Origin of the sequence: Arenimonas fontis, from assembly GCF_008386465.1 — a bacterium.
Lineage (GTDB): Bacteria > Pseudomonadota > Gammaproteobacteria > Xanthomonadales > Xanthomonadaceae > Arenimonas > Arenimonas fontis.
The window spans coordinates 83,384-102,658 of the sequence record NZ_VUOD01000004.1 but is presented as its reverse complement, the minus strand read 5'-3'; the positions used below and the strand labels follow the sequence as shown (position 1 = coordinate 102,658).

General features: G+C 71.1%; 12 protein-coding genes, 1 tRNA gene and 1 pseudogene. 8 read left to right on the top strand and 6 right to left on the bottom strand.

From position 1 onward, the window contains the following. Nucleotides 1-42: 42 nt before the first annotated feature. Together queC and F0415_RS06475 are read left to right on the top strand one after the other, a co-directional pair. Complete coding sequence (gene queC / locus F0415_RS06480; RefSeq protein ID WP_149860393.1) at nucleotides 43-717, top strand: 7-cyano-7-deazaguanine synthase QueC; 675 nt, start codon at nucleotides 43-45, stop codon at nucleotides 715-717. 404 nt (nucleotides 718-1,121) lie between these two features. Beyond that, a tRNA-Lys gene (locus tag F0415_RS06475) sits at nucleotides 1,122-1,197 on the top strand. 151 nt (nucleotides 1,198-1,348) lie between these two features. On the opposite strand, the gene F0415_RS06470 is transcribed toward F0415_RS06475, so the two are convergent. Further along, on the bottom strand, nucleotides 1,349-2,392 hold the full coding sequence (locus F0415_RS06470; RefSeq protein WP_149860392.1) for a lipid A deacylase LpxR family protein: 1,044 nt from the start codon (nucleotides 2,390-2,392) through the stop codon (nucleotides 1,349-1,351). Nucleotides 2,393-2,450: 58 nt separating this feature from the next. Continuing rightward, nucleotides 2,451-3,494 (bottom strand): GlxA family transcriptional regulator, encoded by a 1,044-nt coding sequence (locus tag F0415_RS06465; RefSeq protein ID WP_149860391.1) that lies wholly within the window; start codon nucleotides 3,492-3,494, stop codon nucleotides 2,451-2,453. Between the two features lie 92 nt (nucleotides 3,495-3,586). Between F0415_RS06465 and F0415_RS06460 the strand changes: the two genes are divergently transcribed. Continuing rightward, nucleotides 3,587-4,942 (top strand): tetratricopeptide repeat protein, encoded by a 1,356-nt coding sequence (locus F0415_RS06460; RefSeq protein WP_188310314.1) that lies wholly within the window; start codon nucleotides 3,587-3,589, stop codon nucleotides 4,940-4,942. A gap of 24 nt (nucleotides 4,943-4,966) precedes the next feature. Here the strand turns inward: F0415_RS06460 and recQ are convergent. Further along, a pseudogene (gene recQ, locus F0415_RS06455) lies at nucleotides 4,967-6,813 on the bottom strand (DNA helicase RecQ). A 260-nt stretch (nucleotides 6,814-7,073) separates the two neighbouring features. On the opposite strand from recQ, the gene F0415_RS06450 reads away from it, so the two are divergent. Both F0415_RS06450 and F0415_RS06445 read left to right on the top strand, forming a co-directional pair. Continuing rightward, nucleotides 7,074-7,463: a DUF4878 domain-containing protein gene (locus tag F0415_RS06450; RefSeq protein WP_149860390.1), complete on the top strand. Its 390-nt coding sequence runs from the start codon at nucleotides 7,074-7,076 to the stop codon at nucleotides 7,461-7,463. Between the two features lie 4 nt (nucleotides 7,464-7,467). Then, a complete protein-coding gene (locus tag F0415_RS06445; protein WP_149860389.1) occupies nucleotides 7,468-8,115 on the top strand; it encodes a YiiX/YebB-like N1pC/P60 family cysteine hydrolase in 648 nt (215 codons plus the stop codon). A 65-nt stretch (nucleotides 8,116-8,180) separates the two neighbouring features. Here F0415_RS06445 and F0415_RS06440 read toward each other — a convergent pair whose 3' ends face one another. Further along, nucleotides 8,181-8,687 carry a Dps family protein gene (locus tag F0415_RS06440; RefSeq protein WP_149860388.1) on the bottom strand — a complete coding sequence of 169 codons (507 nt, stop codon included), beginning with the start codon at nucleotides 8,685-8,687 and terminating at the stop codon, nucleotides 8,181-8,183. 88 nt (nucleotides 8,688-8,775) lie between these two features. Here F0415_RS06440 and hrpA point away from each other — a divergent pair, with 88 nt between their 5' ends. After that, nucleotides 8,776-12,756 carry an ATP-dependent RNA helicase HrpA gene (gene hrpA / locus F0415_RS06435; RefSeq protein WP_149860387.1) on the top strand — a complete coding sequence of 1,327 codons (3,981 nt, stop codon included), beginning with the start codon at nucleotides 8,776-8,778 and terminating at the stop codon, nucleotides 12,754-12,756. Here hrpA and F0415_RS06430 read toward each other — a convergent pair. Then, complete coding sequence (locus F0415_RS06430; protein ID WP_149860386.1) at nucleotides 12,749-13,219, bottom strand: hypothetical protein; 471 nt, start codon at nucleotides 13,217-13,219, stop codon at nucleotides 12,749-12,751. The genes hrpA and F0415_RS06430 overlap by 8 nt on opposite strands. 98 nt (nucleotides 13,220-13,317) lie before the next feature. Here F0415_RS06430 and F0415_RS06425 point away from each other — a divergent pair, with 98 nt between their 5' ends. Both F0415_RS06425 and F0415_RS12775 read left to right on the top strand, forming a co-directional pair. Continuing rightward, nucleotides 13,318-15,423, top strand: coding sequence for a bifunctional (p)ppGpp synthetase/guanosine-3',5'-bis(diphosphate) 3'-pyrophosphohydrolase (locus F0415_RS06425; RefSeq protein ID WP_149860385.1), 2,106 nt, complete (start codon nucleotides 13,318-13,320; stop codon nucleotides 15,421-15,423). Nucleotides 15,424-15,464: 41 nt separating this feature from the next. Then, complete coding sequence (locus tag F0415_RS12775) at nucleotides 15,465-17,054, top strand: hypothetical protein (protein ID WP_188310313.1); 1,590 nt, start codon at nucleotides 15,465-15,467, stop codon at nucleotides 17,052-17,054. Nucleotides 17,055-17,084: 30 nt separating this feature from the next. On the opposite strand, the gene F0415_RS06415 is transcribed toward F0415_RS12775, so the two are convergent. Continuing rightward, nucleotides 17,085-19,214, bottom strand: coding sequence for a glycosyltransferase (locus F0415_RS06415; RefSeq protein ID WP_149860384.1), 2,130 nt, complete (start codon nucleotides 19,212-19,214; stop codon nucleotides 17,085-17,087). Nucleotides 19,215-19,275: the final 61 nt, after the last annotated feature.

Below are 19,275 nucleotides of genomic sequence, written 5' to 3'. Positions count from 1 at the left end.
CGCGGCCGAATGTCCGATGGATGAAACCCGGCGAGTGATGACATGAAGAAGGCGGTGGTGCTGGTTTCGGGGGGCATGGATTCGGCGGTGGTGCTGGCCATGGCGCGCGAGCAGGGCTTCGCCTGCCATGCCCTGAGCGTGGCCTACGGCCAGCGGCACACCTCGGAGCTGGACGCCGCCGCCCGCGTCGCCGCCGACCTGGCCGCAGTCGAACACAAGGTCGTGCAGGTGGACCTGCGCAGCATCGGCGGCTCTGCCCTGACCGACGACATCGCCGTGCCCGAGTCGCCCGGGCAGGGCATACCGGTGACCTATGTGCCGGCCCGCAACACCATCATGCTGTCCATCGCCCTGGGCTGGGCCGAGGTGCTGGGCGCGCGCGACCTGTTCTGCGGGGTCAATGCCGTGGACTACAGCGGCTACCCGGACTGCCGGCCGGCCTTCATTGCCGCTTTCGAGCGCCTGGCCAATCTGGCCACCAGGGCCGGGGTCGAAGGCGCCGGCCTGCGGGTGCACGCACCGCTGATGGAGATGGGCAAGGCCGACATCGTCCGTGCCGGCCATCGTCTGGGCGTGGATTTCGGCAGCACGGTGTCCTGTTACCAGGCCGATGCCGAGGGCCGGGCCTGCGGCCGCTGCGATGCCTGCCGGCTGCGCGCCCAGGGCTTCGCCGAGGCCGGCCTGGCCGACCCCACGCGCTACGTCACCGCCTCCTGATGCGGTAAACTGCGCGGCCTGTTCGCGGGCCGTTAGCTCAGTCGGTAGAGCAGCTGGCTCAACCATGTTGGTACGCCGGTGCGTGCTGTGCACGCCCCGTCGGGGTAAAACTTTAGATGTCGGGCCGTTAGCTCAGTCGGTAGAGCAGCTGGCTCAACCATGTTGGTGCGCCGGTGCGTGCTGTGCACGCCCCGTCGGGGTAAAACTTTAGATGTCGGGCCGTTAGCTCAGTCGGTAGAGCAGCTGGCTCAACCATGTTGGTACGTCGGTGCGTGCTGTGCACGCCCCGTCGGGGTAAAAATCAGATGTCGGGCCGTTAGCTCAGTCGGTAGAGCAGCTGGCTCAACCATGTTGGTACGTCGGTGCGTGCTGTGCACGCCCCGCCGGGGTAAAAATCAGATATCGGGCCGTTAGCTCAGTCGGTAGAGCAGCTGGCTTTTAACCAGTTGGTCGTTGGTTCGAGTCCAACACGGCCCACCACTTTTCAGCGGTCTCGCGGGCTGGCTCAACCCGTTGGTCGTTGGTTCGAATCCAACACGGCCCACCAGGATGAAGAAAGCCGGCCATTGGCCGGCTTTTTCCTTTTCAGAGCTTCATCCGCGTTCACCCGCGTCAATCCGCGGCCGAAAACTCAGAAGTCGCGGCTCAGGGTGAAGGTGCCGTAGATGGGGCGGGGGGATTGGCCCTTGAACTCACTGCTGCGCCGGACGTTGGCGTAGGAAAGTTTCCAGCGGTCCCAGGTGATGGCGGCGCCGAAGCTCAGTTCGGCCACGCCGTCGTGGCGGTGAATGCTGTGGCTGTCCTTCCAGGTGTTGCCGTCCAGGGTGATGTCGCGGCCGACCAGGCGCATGTCCAGGGCGATGAATGTATGCCAGCGGAGCCGGCGGACCGGTTGCCGGGCGGGGCCTGGCGCTCGGTTGTCGCCGCCGGGGCGCAGCGGATCGGTGCCGAAGTCGTCGGGCAGGTGCGGGCCCCAGCGCAGTTCGGCGCCGCCATTGACGTGGGTGAAGGCATTGCCCAAAGCGCCGCCGGCATGGGCGATCAGGTCCCAGGCCATGCCGGCGGCCGGTTCCTGCCGTAGCAGGCGCCAACGGCGTTCATGCAGCAACTGGAAGACGGGTTCGTCGCGCAGCTGGTTGTCCCAGCCGCGGAAGCGTGGCCGGCCGAACAGGTGGTGCACCGTGTCCTGCATGGTTTCGCCCTGAGCCGACGGGCCGACCATGCCTAGCTGCAGGCGCGTGGACGCCAGCCGGTCGCCGTCGCGCAGGTGGTGGGCAAGGCCCAGCAGCAGCATGCCGGTATAGGGGCGGTCGTCCGCGATCAGGTCGGAGCGGAAGCGGTCGGTCGGCGTGTAGATGGCGTGGTGCAGGTCCAGCACCAGGTTGCGCTGTGCCGCCTCACCCCAACGCAGCCAGCGGGTGGCCCGGTCCAGTGCTGCCACCGGACCGGGCAGGCAGGCCTCATCGCCGGCCGCGATGGTGCGAGAGACATAGGCGCCCATCGCGCCGGCCGTGTAACCCTGGTCCTGGTCGGCGCGGCCGTAGACGTCGTTGTCATTGCGCAGCTGTATCTGGCCGGAGGCGAGATCGGCGCAGTCGGTCGCACCGGCGAGGGCGGGCAGGCAGAGCAGCAGGAGCAGGCCAGGGAAGGGGCTGGGGCGGGACGGCGGGCGCATGCGGCAGGAAGTCGGACGGCAGGGGCGGACATTATCGTCGGCGATCGGCCCGATGGCGTCACCCGGCGCCGGTCACCTGTTGCAGTTGCCGGCTGAGCGCACCGAATCGCCGCCGGTACTGGGCCGGGCTCAATGACACCTGCCGCCTGAACAGCCGGCTGAAGAAGCCCGGATCCCGATAGCCGACCTGGGCGGCGATCTCGTCCACCGGCAGGTCGCTGGTCTCCAGCAGCTGCTTGGCTTCCTCCAACCGCAGCATGTGGACGTATTCCAGTGGTCCCATCCCGGTCGCCGCCCTGAACCGGCGCTTGAAGGTGCGCTCCGGCAGCCCGGACAGGGCCACCATGCGCGTTACCGGTGCATCTTCCGGGTAGTGCTCGGCGGCCCAGGCCTGGCAGCGGGCTACCAGCGGGTCGGCGGCACGGCCGCCGCGGGTCAGCGAGGCATAGGCCACCGGGCTGGCGGCGTGCATGTCCAGCAGGTTGATGCGGGCGACCTGCATTGCCGCCTCCGGGCCGGCGTAGCGGGCGATCAGGGCCAGCACCAGCATGTGCCAGGCGACACCGCTGCCCGACATCAGGATGCGCCGGTCGGGTCCGGCCACCAGCAGGCCGCGCTCCGGATGCCAGCGGGTACCCGGGTATCGGCGCGACAACCAGTCGCAATAGGCCCAGTGTGACGTCGCATCCTGGTCCTCGAGCAGGCCGGTCTCGGCCAGAAGCACGGCGCCGGAACAGGCACAGGCGACCATCGCCCCGGAATCGTGGCAATGCCGGATCCAGTCCACCGCCGGTCGGTAGGCGGTGTCCAGGACGTGACCGGGCGGTACCGCGATGTCGGTGATGCAGACCACGTCCGGGACCGGCGCATCGCTCATGGCGCCGTCGGGGTGGATACGGACGCCGTTGGCGGCCCGGAAGGGCCGGCCGTCCAGGCTCAGCACCTCGGTCCGGAACGGCGATTCCCCCGGCTCGGCGCCGTGCAGCATCCGCCAGTCGCGGTGGACGGCCAGCAGGGTGTCGTGGAAGCCGTAAAGCGTCGAACTGGTGACTTCAGGCACGGCCAGCAGGGCGACACGAATGGGTCGAAGCCGAGGGGGCATGGCATATCCGCCCGGAAACTTGCCGGAATGACCCTACTGCGATGGCGGGCCGGTGACCAGACTGGCCGCTCCGTACCCCCGGAGGATCGCACATGCCCCATACGAAATTCAGGGACGAACAAGGCCTTCCGATGAGCGGCGCCAATCCTGCCGCCGCCGACGCCTATGTCTCCGCCATCCGCAACATGCGCTGCCTGGTCGGCGACCCGCTGGCCGAGGTCGAGCGGGCCATCGCCGCGGCGCCGGACATGCCGCTGGCGCATCTGGCCAAGGCCTGGCTGAACCTGATCGGTACCGAACCGGCCGGTCGCGCCGTGGCGATCGAGTGCCTGCGCGCCGCCGCCGAACTGCCCATGGACGAGCGCGAGCGCGGTCACCTGGCGGCAGTCACCGAACTGGCTGCCGGCCGCTGGCAATCCGCCGGCCTGTTGCTAGAGGATGTGTCGGCGGCCTGGCCGCACGACGAGCTGGCCCTGCTGGCGGCGCACCAGATAGATTTCATGCGCGGCGATTCGCGCATGCTGCGCGACCGCATCGCCCGCGCCCTGCCGGCCTGGGATGCCGGCCGCCCCGGCTGGCACGCCCTGCTCGGCATGTACGCCTTCGGCCTGGAGGAGTGCGGCGAGTACGTGGCCGCCGAGCGGCATGGCCGCGAGGCGGTGGAGATCGAGCCGCGCGACGGCTGGGCCTGGCATGCGGTGGCGCACGTGCACGAAATGCGCGGGGAATCGCGCCGTGGCATCGAATGGTTGCGGCCCTCGCGACCGGTCTGGTCCGACTCCAGCTATCTGGCCGTGCACAACACCTGGCATCTGGCGCTGTTCCATCTGACCGAGGGCGAGCCGGAAGAGGCGCTGCGGCTTTACGACGAGGGCATCGGCGGACCGCAAAGTCCGCTGGCGATCGACCTGGTGGACGCCACTGCCATGCTCTGGCGGTTGCGCCTGCTGGGCGTGGACGTCGGCGATCGCTGGCAGACGGTGGCCGATCGCTGGATGGCGGCGGGGCCGCTGGGCCACTACGCCTTCAATGCCGTGCATGCCTTGATGGCGCTGATCGGCGCCGGCCGCGAGCAAGGCCGGCAGGAGCTGCTGGAAGCACTGGTGGTGGCCACCCATGCCGACGACGACAGTGCGGTGTTCGCCCGCGAGGCCGGCCTGCCGGTTGCCAGGGCCTTGCTGGCCCAGGCCAGGGGCGACCACCGCGAAGCCAGCCTGCATCTGCGCCGCGTGCGCAATCAGGCGCAGCGTTTCGGCGGCAGCCATGCCCAGCGCGACATTCTCGACCTGACCCTGCTGGACGCGGTGGCCCGCGCCGGCGAGCGACCCTTGCTCGCCGCCCTGGTGGCGGAGCGGGCGGCGGCACGTCCCGGCAGGCCGATCGCCCCGGTCTCGGTGTCCAGGGCCCAGGCCGCGCACTCCCACGTCCCCGAGAGTGCGATGGCCTGAGTCCCGGGGGGCCGGGGCGGATCCTCAAGGATCCGCCCCGGCGGCCTCCAGCGCCTCGAGTATCTGCCGGCCGTAACGCTCCAGCTTGGCCGCACCGATGCCGCCGATGCGGGCCAGTTCGTCCAGGCTTTCCGGCTGCCGTTCGGCGATGGCGCGCAAGGTCGCGTCGTGGAAGATGACGTAGGCCGGCACCGCCTGGGCGCGGGCCAGGTCGGCACGCAGGGCGCGCAGCGCCTCGAACCGCGGCCGGTGTTCCGGCGCCAGCGCGGCCGGCGCCGGCGTCATGCCGGCACGGCGTTCCCGGCCGGCGCGCACGGGCAGCGGATCCTCGCGCAGGCGCACCGTCTGCTCGCCGCGCAGCACCGGCCGCGCCGCCGGCGCCAGGTAAAGGCTGCCGTAGCCCTCCAGGTCCACGTCCAGCAGACCGAGAGCGACCAGCTGCCGGAACACCGATTTCCAGCCGCGTTCGTCCAGGTCGGCGCCGATGCCGAAGGTGCTCAGGCGGTCGTGGCCGAGCTGGCGGATGCGCTCGCTGTCCTTGCCGCGCAGCACGTCCACCAGGTGGCCGATGCCGTAGCGCTGGCCGGTGCGGTAGACGCAGGACAGGGCCTTCTGCGCGTCTACGGTGCCGTCGCGGCTGCGCGGCGGCTGCAGGCAGTTGTCGCAGTTGCCGCAGGCCTGCGGGCAGTCCTCGCCGAAGGCGGCCAGCAGCATCTGCCGGCGGCAGCGCAGCGACTCGCAGTAGCCCAGCAGCGCATCGAGCTTGCCCCGCTCCAGCCAGCGGCGCTCCTCGCCGGCGCCGGACTGTTCGATCATCTGCCGCAGCTGCACCACGTCGCCCAAGCCATAGCAGAGCCAGGCCTCGGCCGGCTCGCCGTCGCGGCCGGCGCGGCCGGTCTCCTGGTAGTAGCCTTCGATCGAACGCGGCAGGTCCAGATGGGCGACGAAACGCACGTCCGGCTTGTCTATACCCATGCCGAAGGCGATCGTCGCCACCATCACCACGCCGTCCTCGCGCAGGAAACGACGCTGGTTGCCGGCGCGCTCGGCCGCCTCCATGCCGGCGTGGTAGGGCAGGGCGACCCAGCCCTGGCCGGCGAGCCACTGCGCGGTTTCCTCGACCTTGCGCCGGGACAGGCAGTAGACGATGCCTGACTCGCCGCGATGTCCGGCCAGGAACTCCAGCAGCTGTCGGCGCGGATGCTCCTTCAGCGCGACGCGGTAACGGATGTTGGGCCGGTCGAAACTGGTGACGAACCAGGCAGCGTCGGCCAGATCCAGGCGCTCGGCGATCTCCCGCCGGGTCGGCGGGTCGGCGGGTCGGCGGTGGCGGTCAGGGCGATGCGCGGCACCTGCGGCCAGCGCTCGTGCAGCAGGTTCAGCTCGCGGTATTCGGGTCGGAAATCGTGGCCCCACTGCGACACGCAATGCGCCTCGTCAATGGCGAACAGGGCCAGGCGGCTGCGTTCGAGCAGGCCGAGGAAACGCTCGGTCAGCAGCCGCTCGGGCGCGACGTAGAGCAGGTCCAGCTCGCCCGCCACCAGGGCCCGCTCCACTGCTGCCGCCTCGCCGGCGGCCAGGCTGGAGTTCAGGCAGGCGGCGCGTACGCCGAGCTGGGCCAGGGCCTCCACCTGGTCCTGCATCAGGGCGATCAGCGGCGACACCACGATGCCGGTGCCCTCGCGCAGCAGCGCCGGCACCTGATAACACAGCGACTTGCCGGCGCCGGTGGGCATCAGCACCAGGCAGTCGCCGCCGGCCAGCAGGTGCTCGATCACCTCCTGCTGGCGGCCGCGGAAGCGGTCGTGACCGAAGACGCGACGTAGCAATTCGAGGGCGGACGAGCCGTCCCTCGCCGTCGCCCGTCTCATCGCCGCCCGGCCGGTACCCGCCCGCGAATCTCGCCCGGGCACTGCCTGGGCGGTGGGTATGGCATCGCGGTCATGTCGGTTCCGGTGGGAAAAGCCGCAGCGACGATACCATGCGGTGGTCGGCGCCGGAGGCGGGGTGGAGAGCCGCGGCCCGGGATTCGAGTCGCAGAGGCCGGCCGCAGGCGCTCCCCGGCACCGTTGTCTATACTCGCGGGGCAGTTCGCAGCCGATCCGCATCGAAAAAACCATAAAGGACCGACATGACCAAGTTCCGGCTTCCCCTGATCGCCGTCGCCACCCTGGCCCTGGCCGCCTGTGCGGGCAAGCAGCCAGGCGACACCATCGTCAACATGCAGAAGGAGCTCTGCCGCACCGGCGACCCGACGTCCATGCAGGCCTTCGTCAGCAAGAAGTCGCAGCCGGCCGTGGCCATGCTCGGCGCGGTGATGGCCGAGCCCGAAAAGGCCGAGCAGGTGAAGGCCGAAATAAAGGCCCAATGCGAGGCCGGCGGCGAGGTCGAGATCCTCGAAACCAAGATCGAGGGCGACAAGGCCACCGTGCGTTACCGCGATACCGACGGCGAAGAACGCACCGAGACCCTGGTCAAGGAAGACGGGGAATGGAAGCTGGACATGCAGGGCAACAAGTAGGGCGATGCGTCTGATCGGACCGGTGGCGGTGGCGGTCTGGCTGGCCCTGGGTTCCGGCCCGGCCGCGCCGCGCCCGCCGTCGCCGATCCCGGTACCCGTCGTGCCGGCCACGGGCATCCTGGACAGGGTGCCGGTGGCGGCGCTCGAGGCCAGGCTGCGGCCGGCCGATCTGGTGTTCCGGCGCGGCAACGGCTTGTGGAGCGGATACTTCGCGGTGGCCTCCGGCGACGAAGGTTTCTACAGCCATGTCGGCGTGGCCGTGTTCGAAGGCGGCCAGTGGCGGGTGGTGCATACCGAAGCCGACGACCGCAGCGGCATCGGCGGCGTCCGTTCCGACTCGCTGGCGGAGTTCCTGGCCGGCGCCCGGGGTGTGGCGGTGGTACGCCCGGCCCTGAACGGGCCGCAGGCGGAGGCGACGGTGCGCTTGGCGGCAGCGCCGGACTGGCGCGGCATCCCCTTCGACCGCCGCTTCAGCCTGGACGACGGCGGCCAGGCCATGTACTGCACCGAGTGGGTACAGGCCCTGGTGCTTTCCGCCACCGGGGTGGACATCGCCCGGCCGCGCAGCCGCTTCGGCGGCCGCGCCATCATCAGCGTGGACGACCTGCGCCTGGGGCCGGGCGCCGTGCCGGTGCTGGAGCACCGGCTCTAGCGGGTGGTCGAAAAACGCAGGTCCCGGGGTTTCCACGCCGCGATGCCTGCGGTCGGGGCCGGCGATCACTCCAGCAGCGAGCGCAGCATCCAGGCGTATTTCTCGTGCACCTGCAGGCGTTGGGTGGCCAGGTCGGCGGTCGGGTCGTCGCCGGCCGCCTCGGCGGCCTTGATCACCTTGCGGGCGGTGCGGCAGACCGCCTCGTTGCCGAGCACCAGCTGGCGCACCATCTCCCGCCAGTCGAGCTGGTCCGGTGCCTTCTCCTCGGCGATGCTCGAGAGCTTGCCGAACTCGGCATAGGAACCGGGCGCGCGGAAGCCCAGGGCACGGATGCGCTCGGCGATCTCGTCCAGGGCGGTCCACTGTTCGTTGTACTGGGTCATGAACATCGCGTGCAGCGTGTTGAACATCGGCCCGGTGACGTTCCAGTGGAAGTTGTGCGTTTTCAGGTACAGCGTGTAGCTGTCGGCCAGGAAGTGCGACAGGCCGTCGGCGATCTTTCGGCGGTCTTTCTCGCTGATGCCGATGTCGATGCCGGGAGCCTCCTGCGGGGCGGATTTTTTCGCTGCCATGTCACGGCCTCCGTGGTTTGGATGTTCGCATCCTAAGCTATGGGCGATCCGGCGGGACGCAAGGGCGGATTGCTAGAATGCCGCGCTCATGCCGGAGACCAGAGCCAGAACCGCGCAGATTCCGCCGCTCCCCCGCGACGGCGTGCTCAGCCGTGACCGCGCTCGCCTGGCGCGCCTGCGTTCCGAAGCGATGGCGGCGCCGGACCGGCCCGATCGGCGGCAGGCCTACGAGAAAGCGCTGGCAAGCTCGCGTGAAGCCTGGGCCAGACGCGATGCCCAGGCGCCGGTGCCGAGCTTCGACGACAGCCTGCCGGTTTCGCGCGAGGGTGAGCGCATCGTCGAGCTCATCCGCCGGCACCGGGTGGTCGTCGTGGCTGGCGAAACGGGCTCGGGCAAGACCACGCAGCTGCCCAAGCTCTGCCTGGCCGCCGGCCGCGGCCGGGCCGGTTTGATCGGTTGCACCCAGCCGCGCCGGATCGCGGCGCGGGCCGTCGCGCGCCGGGTTGCCGACGAGTTGTGCGTTCCGCTGGGCGGCGCGGTCGGCTACCAGGTGCGCTTTGCCGAGCAGGTCGGCGAGGACAGCTACATCAAGTTCATGACCGACGGCATCCTCCTTGCCGAAATCCAGTCCGATCGCCGGCTGTCGAACTACGACACGCTGATCGTGGACGAGGCGCACGAGCGCAGTCTCAATATCGACTTCCTGCTCGGTTACCTGAAGGGGCTGGTCGCGCGCAGGCCCGACCTCAAGCTGGTGATCACCTCGGCCACCATCGACACCGAACGTTTTGCCCGGCACTTCGGCGACGCGCCGGTGGTGACGGTCGAGGGCAGGAGCTTTCCGGTCGAGCTGCGCTGGCGGCCGCTGCAGGCTGGCCCTTCGCGCGGTGGCGAGGAGGATGTCGCCGAGCCGGTGTCGGTGGAGCAGGGCATCGTGGCGGCAGTGGATGAGATCACCGGCGAGGATCCGCTGGGCGACGTGCTGGTGTTCCTGCCGGGCGAACGCGAGATCCGCGACGCCCATGCCGCGCTCGAGCGACGCAAGTACCGCGCCACCGAAGTCATTCCGCTGTACGCGCGGCTGTCGGCGCGGGACCAGGACCGGGTGTTCAATCCGGGGCCGGGCCGGCGCATCGTGCTGGCCACCAACGTGGCCGAGACTTCGCTGACGGTGCCGCGCATCCGCTACGTCGTGGACCCCGGCCTGGCCCGGGTGAAACGCTACAGCCCGCGCGGCAAGCTGGACCGCCTGCACATCGAGCCGATCAGCCAGGCCAGTGCCGACCAGCGCAAGGGGCGTTGCGGGCGCATTGCCGCCGGGACCTGCTACCGGCTGTATTCCCAGGACGACTACGCGGCGCGGCCGCGTTACACCGATCCGGAGATCCTGCGCGCTTCGCTGGCCGGGGTGATCCTGCGCATGCTGCACCTGGGCCTTGGCCGGGTCGAGGACTTTCCCTTCCTGGATCCGCCCGACCCGCGCGCCGTCGCCGACGGCTGGCAGACGCTGGCCGAACTCGGCGCGGTGGACGGCGAGCGCCGGCTGACCCGGATAGGCCGGGACATGGCCGCCCTGCCGGTGGATCCGAAACTGGCGCGCATGCTGCTGGCGGGCCGGGAGCACGGCGTGCTGGACGAGGTGCTGGTGATCGCCGCCTTCCTGGGCATCCAGGATCCGCGCGAACGACCGGCCGAGGCGCGCGAGGCGGCCGACACGGCCCATGCCCGCTTCGCCGACCCTTCCTCCGAGTTCGTCGGCATCCTCAAGCTGTGGCAAGCCTACCGCGAGGCGCACGAGGAGCTGACCCAGTCGAAGCTGCGGGCCTGGTGCGAGCGCCACTTCCTCGGTTTCCTGCGCATGCGCGAATGGCGGGAACTGCACCGTCAGCTCGTGCTCGCCACCGCCGACTGGCCGCGAGAGCACCGCCGGGGCCGGACCCCCGACTCCGGAGCGGGAGCCCGAGCCTCGATTCCGGGCGCGGATGCCGAGGACGGGAGCAAGGCACGGGCACGGTGGCTGCAGGCGCTGCACCGGGCCCTGATCGCCGGCTTGCCCACCCAGATCGGACATCGTGGCGACAGGGGCGTCTATGAGGCGCCGCGGCAGCGCCGGTTCCAGCTGTTTCCGGCCTCGCCGCTGGCGAAGCAGCCGCCGGCCTGGGTGCTGGTGGCCAGCCTGCTGGACACGCAGAAGGTGTGGGGGCTGATGGCGGCAAGGATCGAACCGGACTGGGTCATGGCCGAGTTGCCGCACCTGCTGGCGCGCAAGCACTTCGATCCGCACTGGTCGCGCAGCCAGGGGCGGGTGATAGGCAGCGAGCAGGTGTCGCTGTTCGGCCTGGTGCTGGCGCCGCGCCGGCCGGTGCACTACGGCGGCCTGTATCCGGCCGAGGCGCGCGAGATCTTCATTCGCCAGGCTCTGGTGCCGGGCGAGGTGGATTGCCGGGCCGGGTTCCTGAAGCGCAACCTGGCCACGCTCGAAAAAGCGCGCGAAGAGGAGGCCAAGCTGCGCCGCGCCGGCCTGGTGGTCGACGAAGACTGGATGGCGCGCTGGTACCTGGACCGCCTGCCGGCGGAGATCAACAGCGTGGCTGGCCTGGATGCCTGGTACGGCCGGCTGCCGGCCGACGAGCGGCGTCGTCTGGAATGGTCGCTGGCCGACCTGCTGCCGGGCGAAGGCAGCGGCACCGACCGTTTCCCCAAGTATTTTCCGCTGGGCGATGCGCGTCTGGCCCTGCATTACCGTTTCGAGCCCGGCCATTCCGAGGATGGCGTCACCCTGGACCTGCCATTGCACCTGTTGCACGCTCTCGATCCCATCCGCCTGGGCTGGCTGGTGCCGGGTCTGGTCGAGGAGAAGGCGGCCGCCCTCATCCGCACTCTGCCCAAGGCCCTGCGGCGCAACTTCGTGCCGGCGCCGGATTTCGCCCGTGCCTTCCGCGAGGCCTTTCCCGGGCCTGAGGCCGATGCGTTCGAAGCCTGTCTGGCCCGTTTCCTGACGAAGGTGACCGGTGTCGAGGTAAGAGCGCCGGATTTCGACCCGGCTGCCCTGGAGCCGCATCTGCGCCTCAACCTGCGCCTGGCCGAACGCGATGGCCATGTACTGGCCATGTCGCGCGACCTCGACGAGTTGCGCACCCGTTTCGGCGAGCGCGCCGAACGTGCGTTCGCGGCCCACGCCGCCGAAGGTCTGGCCCGCTCCGGATTGACTGCGTTTCCCGAGGAGCCGCTGCCGCCCTCCGTGCCCGGCGCAGCCGGAGTGCCGGCCTATCCGGCGCTGGTGGAAGAAGGGGAGAACGTTGCCCTGCGGGTGTTCGCCGACCCGACCCAGGCCCGGGAGGAACACGGTCGCGGTGTGCGCCGCCTGGTGCTGATCGCCTTGGCGGACCGTTGCCGGCAGGCGCGCAGGCAGTTGCCGGTGCAGGCGAAACTGGCCCTGCTCTATGCCGGCGTAGAGGGCTTCCGGCACGCGCCCGGCCACACGCCGGCGCACGAACGGCTATGCGAGGACCTGGTGCAGTCGGCCCTGGCCGATCTGTTGGCCGGGGGGATGGAGGACATCCGCGATCGGGAGGCGTTCCGTTCGCTCGTTGCCGATGCCGGCCGCCGCCTGTTTCCGCTGGCAATGCAGCGCCTGTCGCTGGCCGAACGGATCCTGGGCCAGGTAGCGGAAATCAGGCCGAAGCTGGAGGCTCCGCTGATGGGCTGGGCCAAGGCCAATCTGGACGACCTGCGCGACCGGCTGGCGGAACTGGTGCCGCCCGGGTTCCTGCGCGAGACGCCGGCCGGGGCGCTGGCCGAGCTGCCGCGTTACCTGAAGGCACTGGAGCTGCGCATCGAGCGGGCATTGCGTGATCCCGTCCGCGACCAGGCCCGCATGCTGGAGCTGAAACCCTTCGTGGACGCGCTGGCCGCGGCCCGTGCCGACGGCCGGGCCACACGCCCGGAGTGGCAGGCCTTGCGCTGGGACCTGGAGGAGTTGCGAGTCTCGCTGTTCGCCCAGGAACTGGGCACCCGGCGCCAGGTTTCGGCCAAGCGCCTGGCCCGGCAGTTGCAAGCGCTTACTTGACCCGCTTGACGCTGGCGCGCGCGTTGTAGCCGTCCACCTTGAAGTACCAGGCGCCCAGCACGCCGCGAGTGATGGTGACGGCGGGGTCGGTCAGTTTCACGCTCAGGCGGGAGCTCACCTCCAACACCTCCCACACCTGGCCGTTGGCCAGGGTGATCAGCTCGCCCTTCCTGGACCAGCCACGGAATTCGCCGGGAACGTAAGAGCGGATCAGGTCGGGCTCATAGCGATCGGCGGGGAAGCCGCGCCTGTCCTCGGCCAATGCGGATGCCGCGGTTTCGCCGACTTCGCGCGCCAGCCAGGCATTGAGCGCCGCCAGCTCCTCCTCGCTGAGCTTGTCCAGGCCGGCGGCCTTGAACTCGGACTCGGTCATCCGCTCTTCGAGCGAGGAAAAGGACTGGGCCTGGGCATGGCCGGCCGCGACGGCGGCGGCCAGGGCGAGCGGAAGCAGGAGTCGGCGCATGGGTTCGGGTCCCTGGATGGGTACACTGCCAATGGATTCGCGGCAGTCTAACCCCGCCGGGAATCCGGACGCCACCGAATCCCGCCCAAGGCACCGCCATGGACCGACTGACCGACTGGCTGGATACACCGGTCGCCGCCGCGCCGCCGCTGCAGGCGCTGCGCGCGCACGCCGAAGGCTTGCCGGCCGATGCCGACGAGGCCAGGACGTTGCGGGTGCTGGCGGTGTTGCAGACCTTGCGCGCCGATCCCGAGGTGTTGGCGGCGGCGGCCTTGCACGGCTGGCCGGCCCTGCGCGCCGCTTCGGCCGGCGCGCTGCCGGCGGACGCCCCGCGATTGCCGGCCCTGCTGGACGGCCTGGATGCCGCCGACCAGGTGCGCGGACTGCACCATGACCAGCCCCGGCGCGGCAACGCCGAAGGGCTGCGCCGCCTGCTGCTGGCCCTGGTGCGCGACCTGCGCGCGGTGCTGGTGCTGCTGGCGGAGCAACTGGTGCGCCTGCGCGAGGCCGCCGACCTGCCGGACCCGGAGCGCCGCTACCTGGCCGAGCTCACCGCCGACATCCATGCCCCGCTGGCCAATCGCCTGGGCATCTGGCAGCTGAAGTGGGAGCTGGAGGACCTGGCCTTCCGTTGGCTGCAGCCCGACACCTACCAGCGCATCGCCCGCCTGCTGGATGAAAAGCGGGCCGACCGCGAACGTTTCATCGAGGATGCCAAGCTCCGCCTGCGCGCGGCATTGGCCGAGGCCGGCATCCGCGCCGAGGTCGCCGGCCGGCCCAAGCACATCTACAGCATCTGGAAGAAGATGCAGCGCAAGGGCGTGCCGTTCAGCGAGCTGTACGACATCCGCGCCATCCGCGTGCTGGTGGACGATATCCCGTCCTGTTACGCCGCGCTCGGCGTGGCGCACCAGCTGTGGCCGCCGATTCCCTCCGAGTTCGACGACTACATCGCCCAGCCCAAGGGCAACGACTACCGCAGCCTGCACACCGCCGTGGTCGGTCCGGGCGGGCGCACCCTGGAAGTGCAGATCCGCACCCACCGGATGCATGAACACGCCGAGCTCGGCGTGGCGGCGCACTGGCGCTACAAGGAGGGCGGCGGCGCCGATGCCGCCTTCGAGCGCAAGATCGCCTGGATGCGCCAGCTGCTGGAAGCGCGCGGCGAGAACGACGACGCGCTGATGGCCGGCCTTTCCACCGAGCTGGTCGAGGACCGCGTGTACGTGCTCACGCCGCGCGGCGAAGTGGTGGACCTGCCGCGCGGCGCCACCGTGCTCGATTTCGCCTATGCCGTGCACACCGAGGTCGGGCACCGCTGCCGCGGCGCCAAGGTCAACGGCCGGATCGTGCCACTCAACCATCAGCCTGCCAGCGGCGATCGGGTCGAGATACTGACCGGCAAGGAGGCCGAGCCGCGCCGGGACTGGCTGCAGGCCGGCGCCGGCTTTCTCGCCACGGGACGGGCCCGCGACAAGGTGCGGGCCTGGTTCCACCGGATCGATCGCGCGCGCAATCTGCAGGCCGGCCGCGAGCTGCTGGAGAAGGAACTGCGCCGGGTCGCTCTCGGCCAGGCCGACCTGACGCCGGTACTGCACAAGTTCCGGCTGGCGACGACGGAAGACCTGTATCTGGCGCTGGCCCTGGGCGACGTCGGGCCCAGCCAGGTCAGCCGCGCTCTGCACGAACATCTGCACGCCAAGGAAGCGCCGGCACCGGCGGCGCCCGCACGTGTCCGTGGCAAGCCGCCGGCGCGCGGGCAGTTCGTGTTCGAGGGCGTGGGCAACCTGCTCAGCCAGATCGCCCGTTGCTGCCAACCGGTGCCGGGCGATGCCATCGTCGGCTACCTGACCCGCGGCCGCGGCGTCAGCATCCACCGGGCCGGTTGCGCCGCCCTGCAGCGTCTGCTGGTCAGGCAGCCCGAGCGCATGCTGCCGGTGGAATGGGGCCAGGCCGGCGGCAGCGCCTACGAAGCGGAAATCGCCCTGCGCGCCTATGACCGCAAGTCGTTGCTCAAGGACCTGAGCAACGTGATCGCCCAGCAGGGCGTGAACATCCTCGGCCTGCAGTCGCGGGTGGACCAGGCGGCCGGCCTGGCCGACCTGCGCATCGCCGTCCGGGTGGCCGATTTCGGCCAGCTCAGCGAGCTGCTGGGCCGGCTCAACGCGGTGCCCGGCGTTCAGGAGGCGCGCAGGTTGGGCTGAGCGCGGCTGTTATCCTCGCCGGCGATGACGAGGACGAGACAATGCCCGACCGGCGCCACGAGCCTGGCCTGAGTCCGGAGATCGGCGCCCTGGAGCAGCTGGACCTGGATCGGCCGCGACCGCCGGCGGGACGGCCGCCGCGGCCGCGCCGGTCCGGGCCCGGTTGGCGCCGATGGCTGGCGTTCATGGTGGCCGCGGTGGTGGTGGTGGCCCTCGCCCTGGGCCTGGTGCGCTGGCGCGACACCCTGGGCACCCGCCTGGTGCCGGTCCCGGAAACGCATCGGCAGATCGAGGCTGCGGAAAAGGCACTTGCCGAGGGGCGCCTGAGCGAGCCCGGCGGCGAGGGTGCGCGTGAACTGTTCCAGGCGGTGCTGGCCCGGGATCCGGACCATCCGCGCGCCCGCGCCGGCCTGTCGGCGGTGCGCGAAGCGGCGGTACGCGCGGCCGGCCAGGCCCTGCGTCAGGGCGATCTGGATGCCAGCCGCCGTCATCTCGCGCTGGCGCGGGCGCTGGCCGCGCCCGCTTCGGAGTTGGCGGCGATCGAGCTGGAACTGCAACGGCGCGAAAGCGACGAGGCCGACATCGCCGGCTGGCTGGAGCAGGCCCGCCGGGCCCAGGCCGAGGGCCGTTACGACGGTCCCGGCGGCGCCCTGGCCTTCTACGGCCGGGTGCTGGAGCGGCAGCCGGACAATACCCTGGCCCTGGAGGGCCGGCGCGAGGTGCTGGCCGGTTTCCTCGGCGAGGCCGAGCGCCTGATCGCCGCCGGCGAGCTGGATGCCGCCGCCGCCGAAGTGGCCCGGGTGCAGGCGCTGGACCCGGCCCACCTGGGCCTGCCGGCGCTGCAGGCGCGATTGGGGGAGGCCCTGGCGCAACGGCAGGCGCAGTGGCAGCGCCGGCTGGAAGCGGCCGCGGGGCTGCGCCGGGCCGGCCGACTGGAGGCGGCCGGCGAGGCGTATGCGGCGCTGGTGGTAGAGCGGCCGGAGGATGTCGCGGCCGCGGCCGGTCTGGATGCGGTGGTGGCGTCCCTGGCCGGACGGGCGATACGGCGGGCAGCGGATTTCGAGTTCGATACCGCCGCCGCCGACCTCGAGCGGGCCCGTGGCTGGCGTCCCGGCCATCCCGACATCGCCGTCGCCGAGAGGCGTCTTCGGCAAGCCCGCGCGGCCAGCGCCGAAGCGGCGGGCGTCGGCGCCGACGCTGATCCGGAGCGTCTGCCGGCCCTGTTGCTGGAGGCCCGGGCCGCCATGCGTCGCGGCGAGCTGATCGAGCCGCCCGGTGTCAGCGCCTGGGATCGGCTGCAGGTGGCGGCGTCACTGGCGCCCGGCTCGCCGGAAGTGGCGCGGGCGCTGGACGAGTACGAACGCGCTGCCGGTGCCTGCCTGGAGCGGGCCTTGACCGACAACCGCCTGGGCCAGGCCCGCGCCTGCCTGGATGCGCTGGAGGCGCGGCGCGGCGCCTTGCCGGCCGAGCGCCGGCGCCTGGCCGACCGTTGGCTGGGTCATGCCGAGGAACGCCTGGGAGCCAACGAGCTGGATCTGGCCCGGCGTGCGCTGCTTGCCGCCCGGGAGCTCGATCCGGACCATCCGCGCCTGAGCCTGATCGAGGAAAGGCTGCGCCGGGCCGGACGCTGAGCGCGGCGGCGCCTGCCGGCCGTCCTGCCCTCAGCGCCGGCGGGGCGGCAGTTCGGCAAGGGATTCCCGCAGCACCGCCCGGGCCGCCTCCGGCGAGAAATGCCTGCGGGTGTTCTCGCGCCCGGCCGCCGACAGCCGCCGCCACAGCGCGGGGTCGTCATAGGCCCGCAGGATCGCCGCGGCCAAGCCCCCGGCGTCGTCGGCCACCAGCACGTCCTCGCCGGGTACCAGGTGCATGCCCTCGATGGCGCAGGATGTCGCCACCACTGGCAGCCCGTGCGCCAGCGCCTGGTTGATCTTGCCCTTGACGCCGGCGCCGTAACGCAGCGGTGCCACCGACAGCCGACAACCGTCCAGCAGGGGCTGCAGGTTCGGCACGAAACCGTGGACACGCACCCCGGGCAGTTCGCCCAGCGCCTGCACCCGCGGCGGCGCATCCGGCCCGACCAGGTGCAGCATGAGGCCGGCGTCGTGCCCGCGCAGATACGGCAGCACCTCTTCCGCCATCCACACGGCGGCATCCACGTTGGGCGGATGCCGGTAGCTGCCGACGAACAGCAGGCCGGCGCGGCCGTCCCAGTCCGGGACTTCGTGCGCCGGCATCTCGAGGATGTTCGACAGCACCCGCACCCTTGCCTTCGGCGCCTCCCGGCGCAGCAGCTCGGCCTCGACCGGGCTGACGACCCAGGTTTCGTCGGCGGCGGCGACCAGCGCCAGCTCGGCGCGACGGGTGCGCTCGGCCGCGCGCAGCCGGGCCTGGTCGCCGGCCAGTTCGGCTTCGCGCCGCTCGCGCAGGTAGTGCAGGTCCACGGTGTCGAACACCAGTCGTGCCTGCGGCGCGTAAGTGCGCAGCAGCGGCAGTACTGGCGCCAGCACGTAGTGGCGGCTGGCGATCACCATGTCCAGTTCCGGCCCGTGCCGGCGCAGCCAATCGGGCAGGGTGCCAAGCGCCGGCTGCCACCAGGCTTCCACGCCCAGGGCCTGCAGGGCGCGGGTGCAATCGCCATCGTGGGCCTGGTTCTCCGGCAAGAAGGCCACCGAACAGCCTTCCTCCAGCAGCAGGCGCAGCACCGCCGTCATGCGAACCGAGCCGGAGTCGCGGTCGGGCGTGGGCGTGCAGGCGTCCAGAACCAGAACCCGGTGGCGGCTGTGGCGGCGGGCGGCCCGATGCGGGTCGGCATCGGCGGCCGGATGGCCGGCCAGTTCGTCGCGCCAGCGTGCGAGGAACTTCTCCCGATTGCTTCGCTGATGGGCCTTCATGCCGCGGCCGGGATCGGTGCCGGCGCTTGCGCCCTCGTGATGCACCACCAGCGAGGCTGGCTGGTAACGCAGCTTCAAGCCAGCCTGGCGGACGCGCATGGCCAGATCGGTGTCCTCGTAGTAGGCCGGTGCGTAGTGGTGATCGAAGCCGCCGAGGCGTTCGAACAGTGCGCGACGGATCGCCAGGGCTGCACCGGAGCAGTAATCCGCCTCGCGCACGTGGCTGTAGCGCGGATGCTCCGGTTCGTCGAAGCGGCCATAGCTCCAGCAACTGCCGTCCCGGAACACGATGCCGCCAGCCTCCTGCAGGCGCCCGTCCGGATACACCAGGCGGCTGCCGGCCAGGCCGGTGTCGGGGTGGCGGCGGAAAGTGTCCAGCAACGCATCCAGCCAACCCGGCTGCACCGTGGTGTCGTTGTTGAGGAAGACCAGAAACTCGCCGCGCGCCAGCGCCGCGCCGGCGTTGCAGGCGCCGATGAAGCCGAGATTGTCGGCGTTGCGGTGATACCGCAGGCCGGGTACCCGGGGCAAGACGTGGGGACTGTCGTCGCCGGAGGCATCGTCCACCACGATCACTTCGAAGGGCGTGGCATCGCCGCTGGCAGCGAGGGCGCGCAGGCAGCCGAGGGTGAGTGCCAGCTGGTTGTAGACCGGCACCACGATGCTGGCCAGCGGCCGTTCCGGTGCCGGCAGTGGCGGCAGGCCTTCGGCCGCCGGGAATACCAGGCGAGAGGCGAGAGCCGGCAGCGGTTGCCGGGCCAGGGCCCGCCGCTCCAGGAAGCGACGCCAGGTGGCGGCCAGGCCGCGGCTGCGCAGGCTCAGCCAGCCGCGCAGCGTCAGCGAGCGCAGGGCGCCGATGCGGTAGCGGAAGGCGGACAACCAGGCGGGAGGGGCTTCCATGCGATGTTCAGAATCCGGTGGGGGCGGGGAAGGAGCGGCCTGCTAGACTCGCGCCACCCCG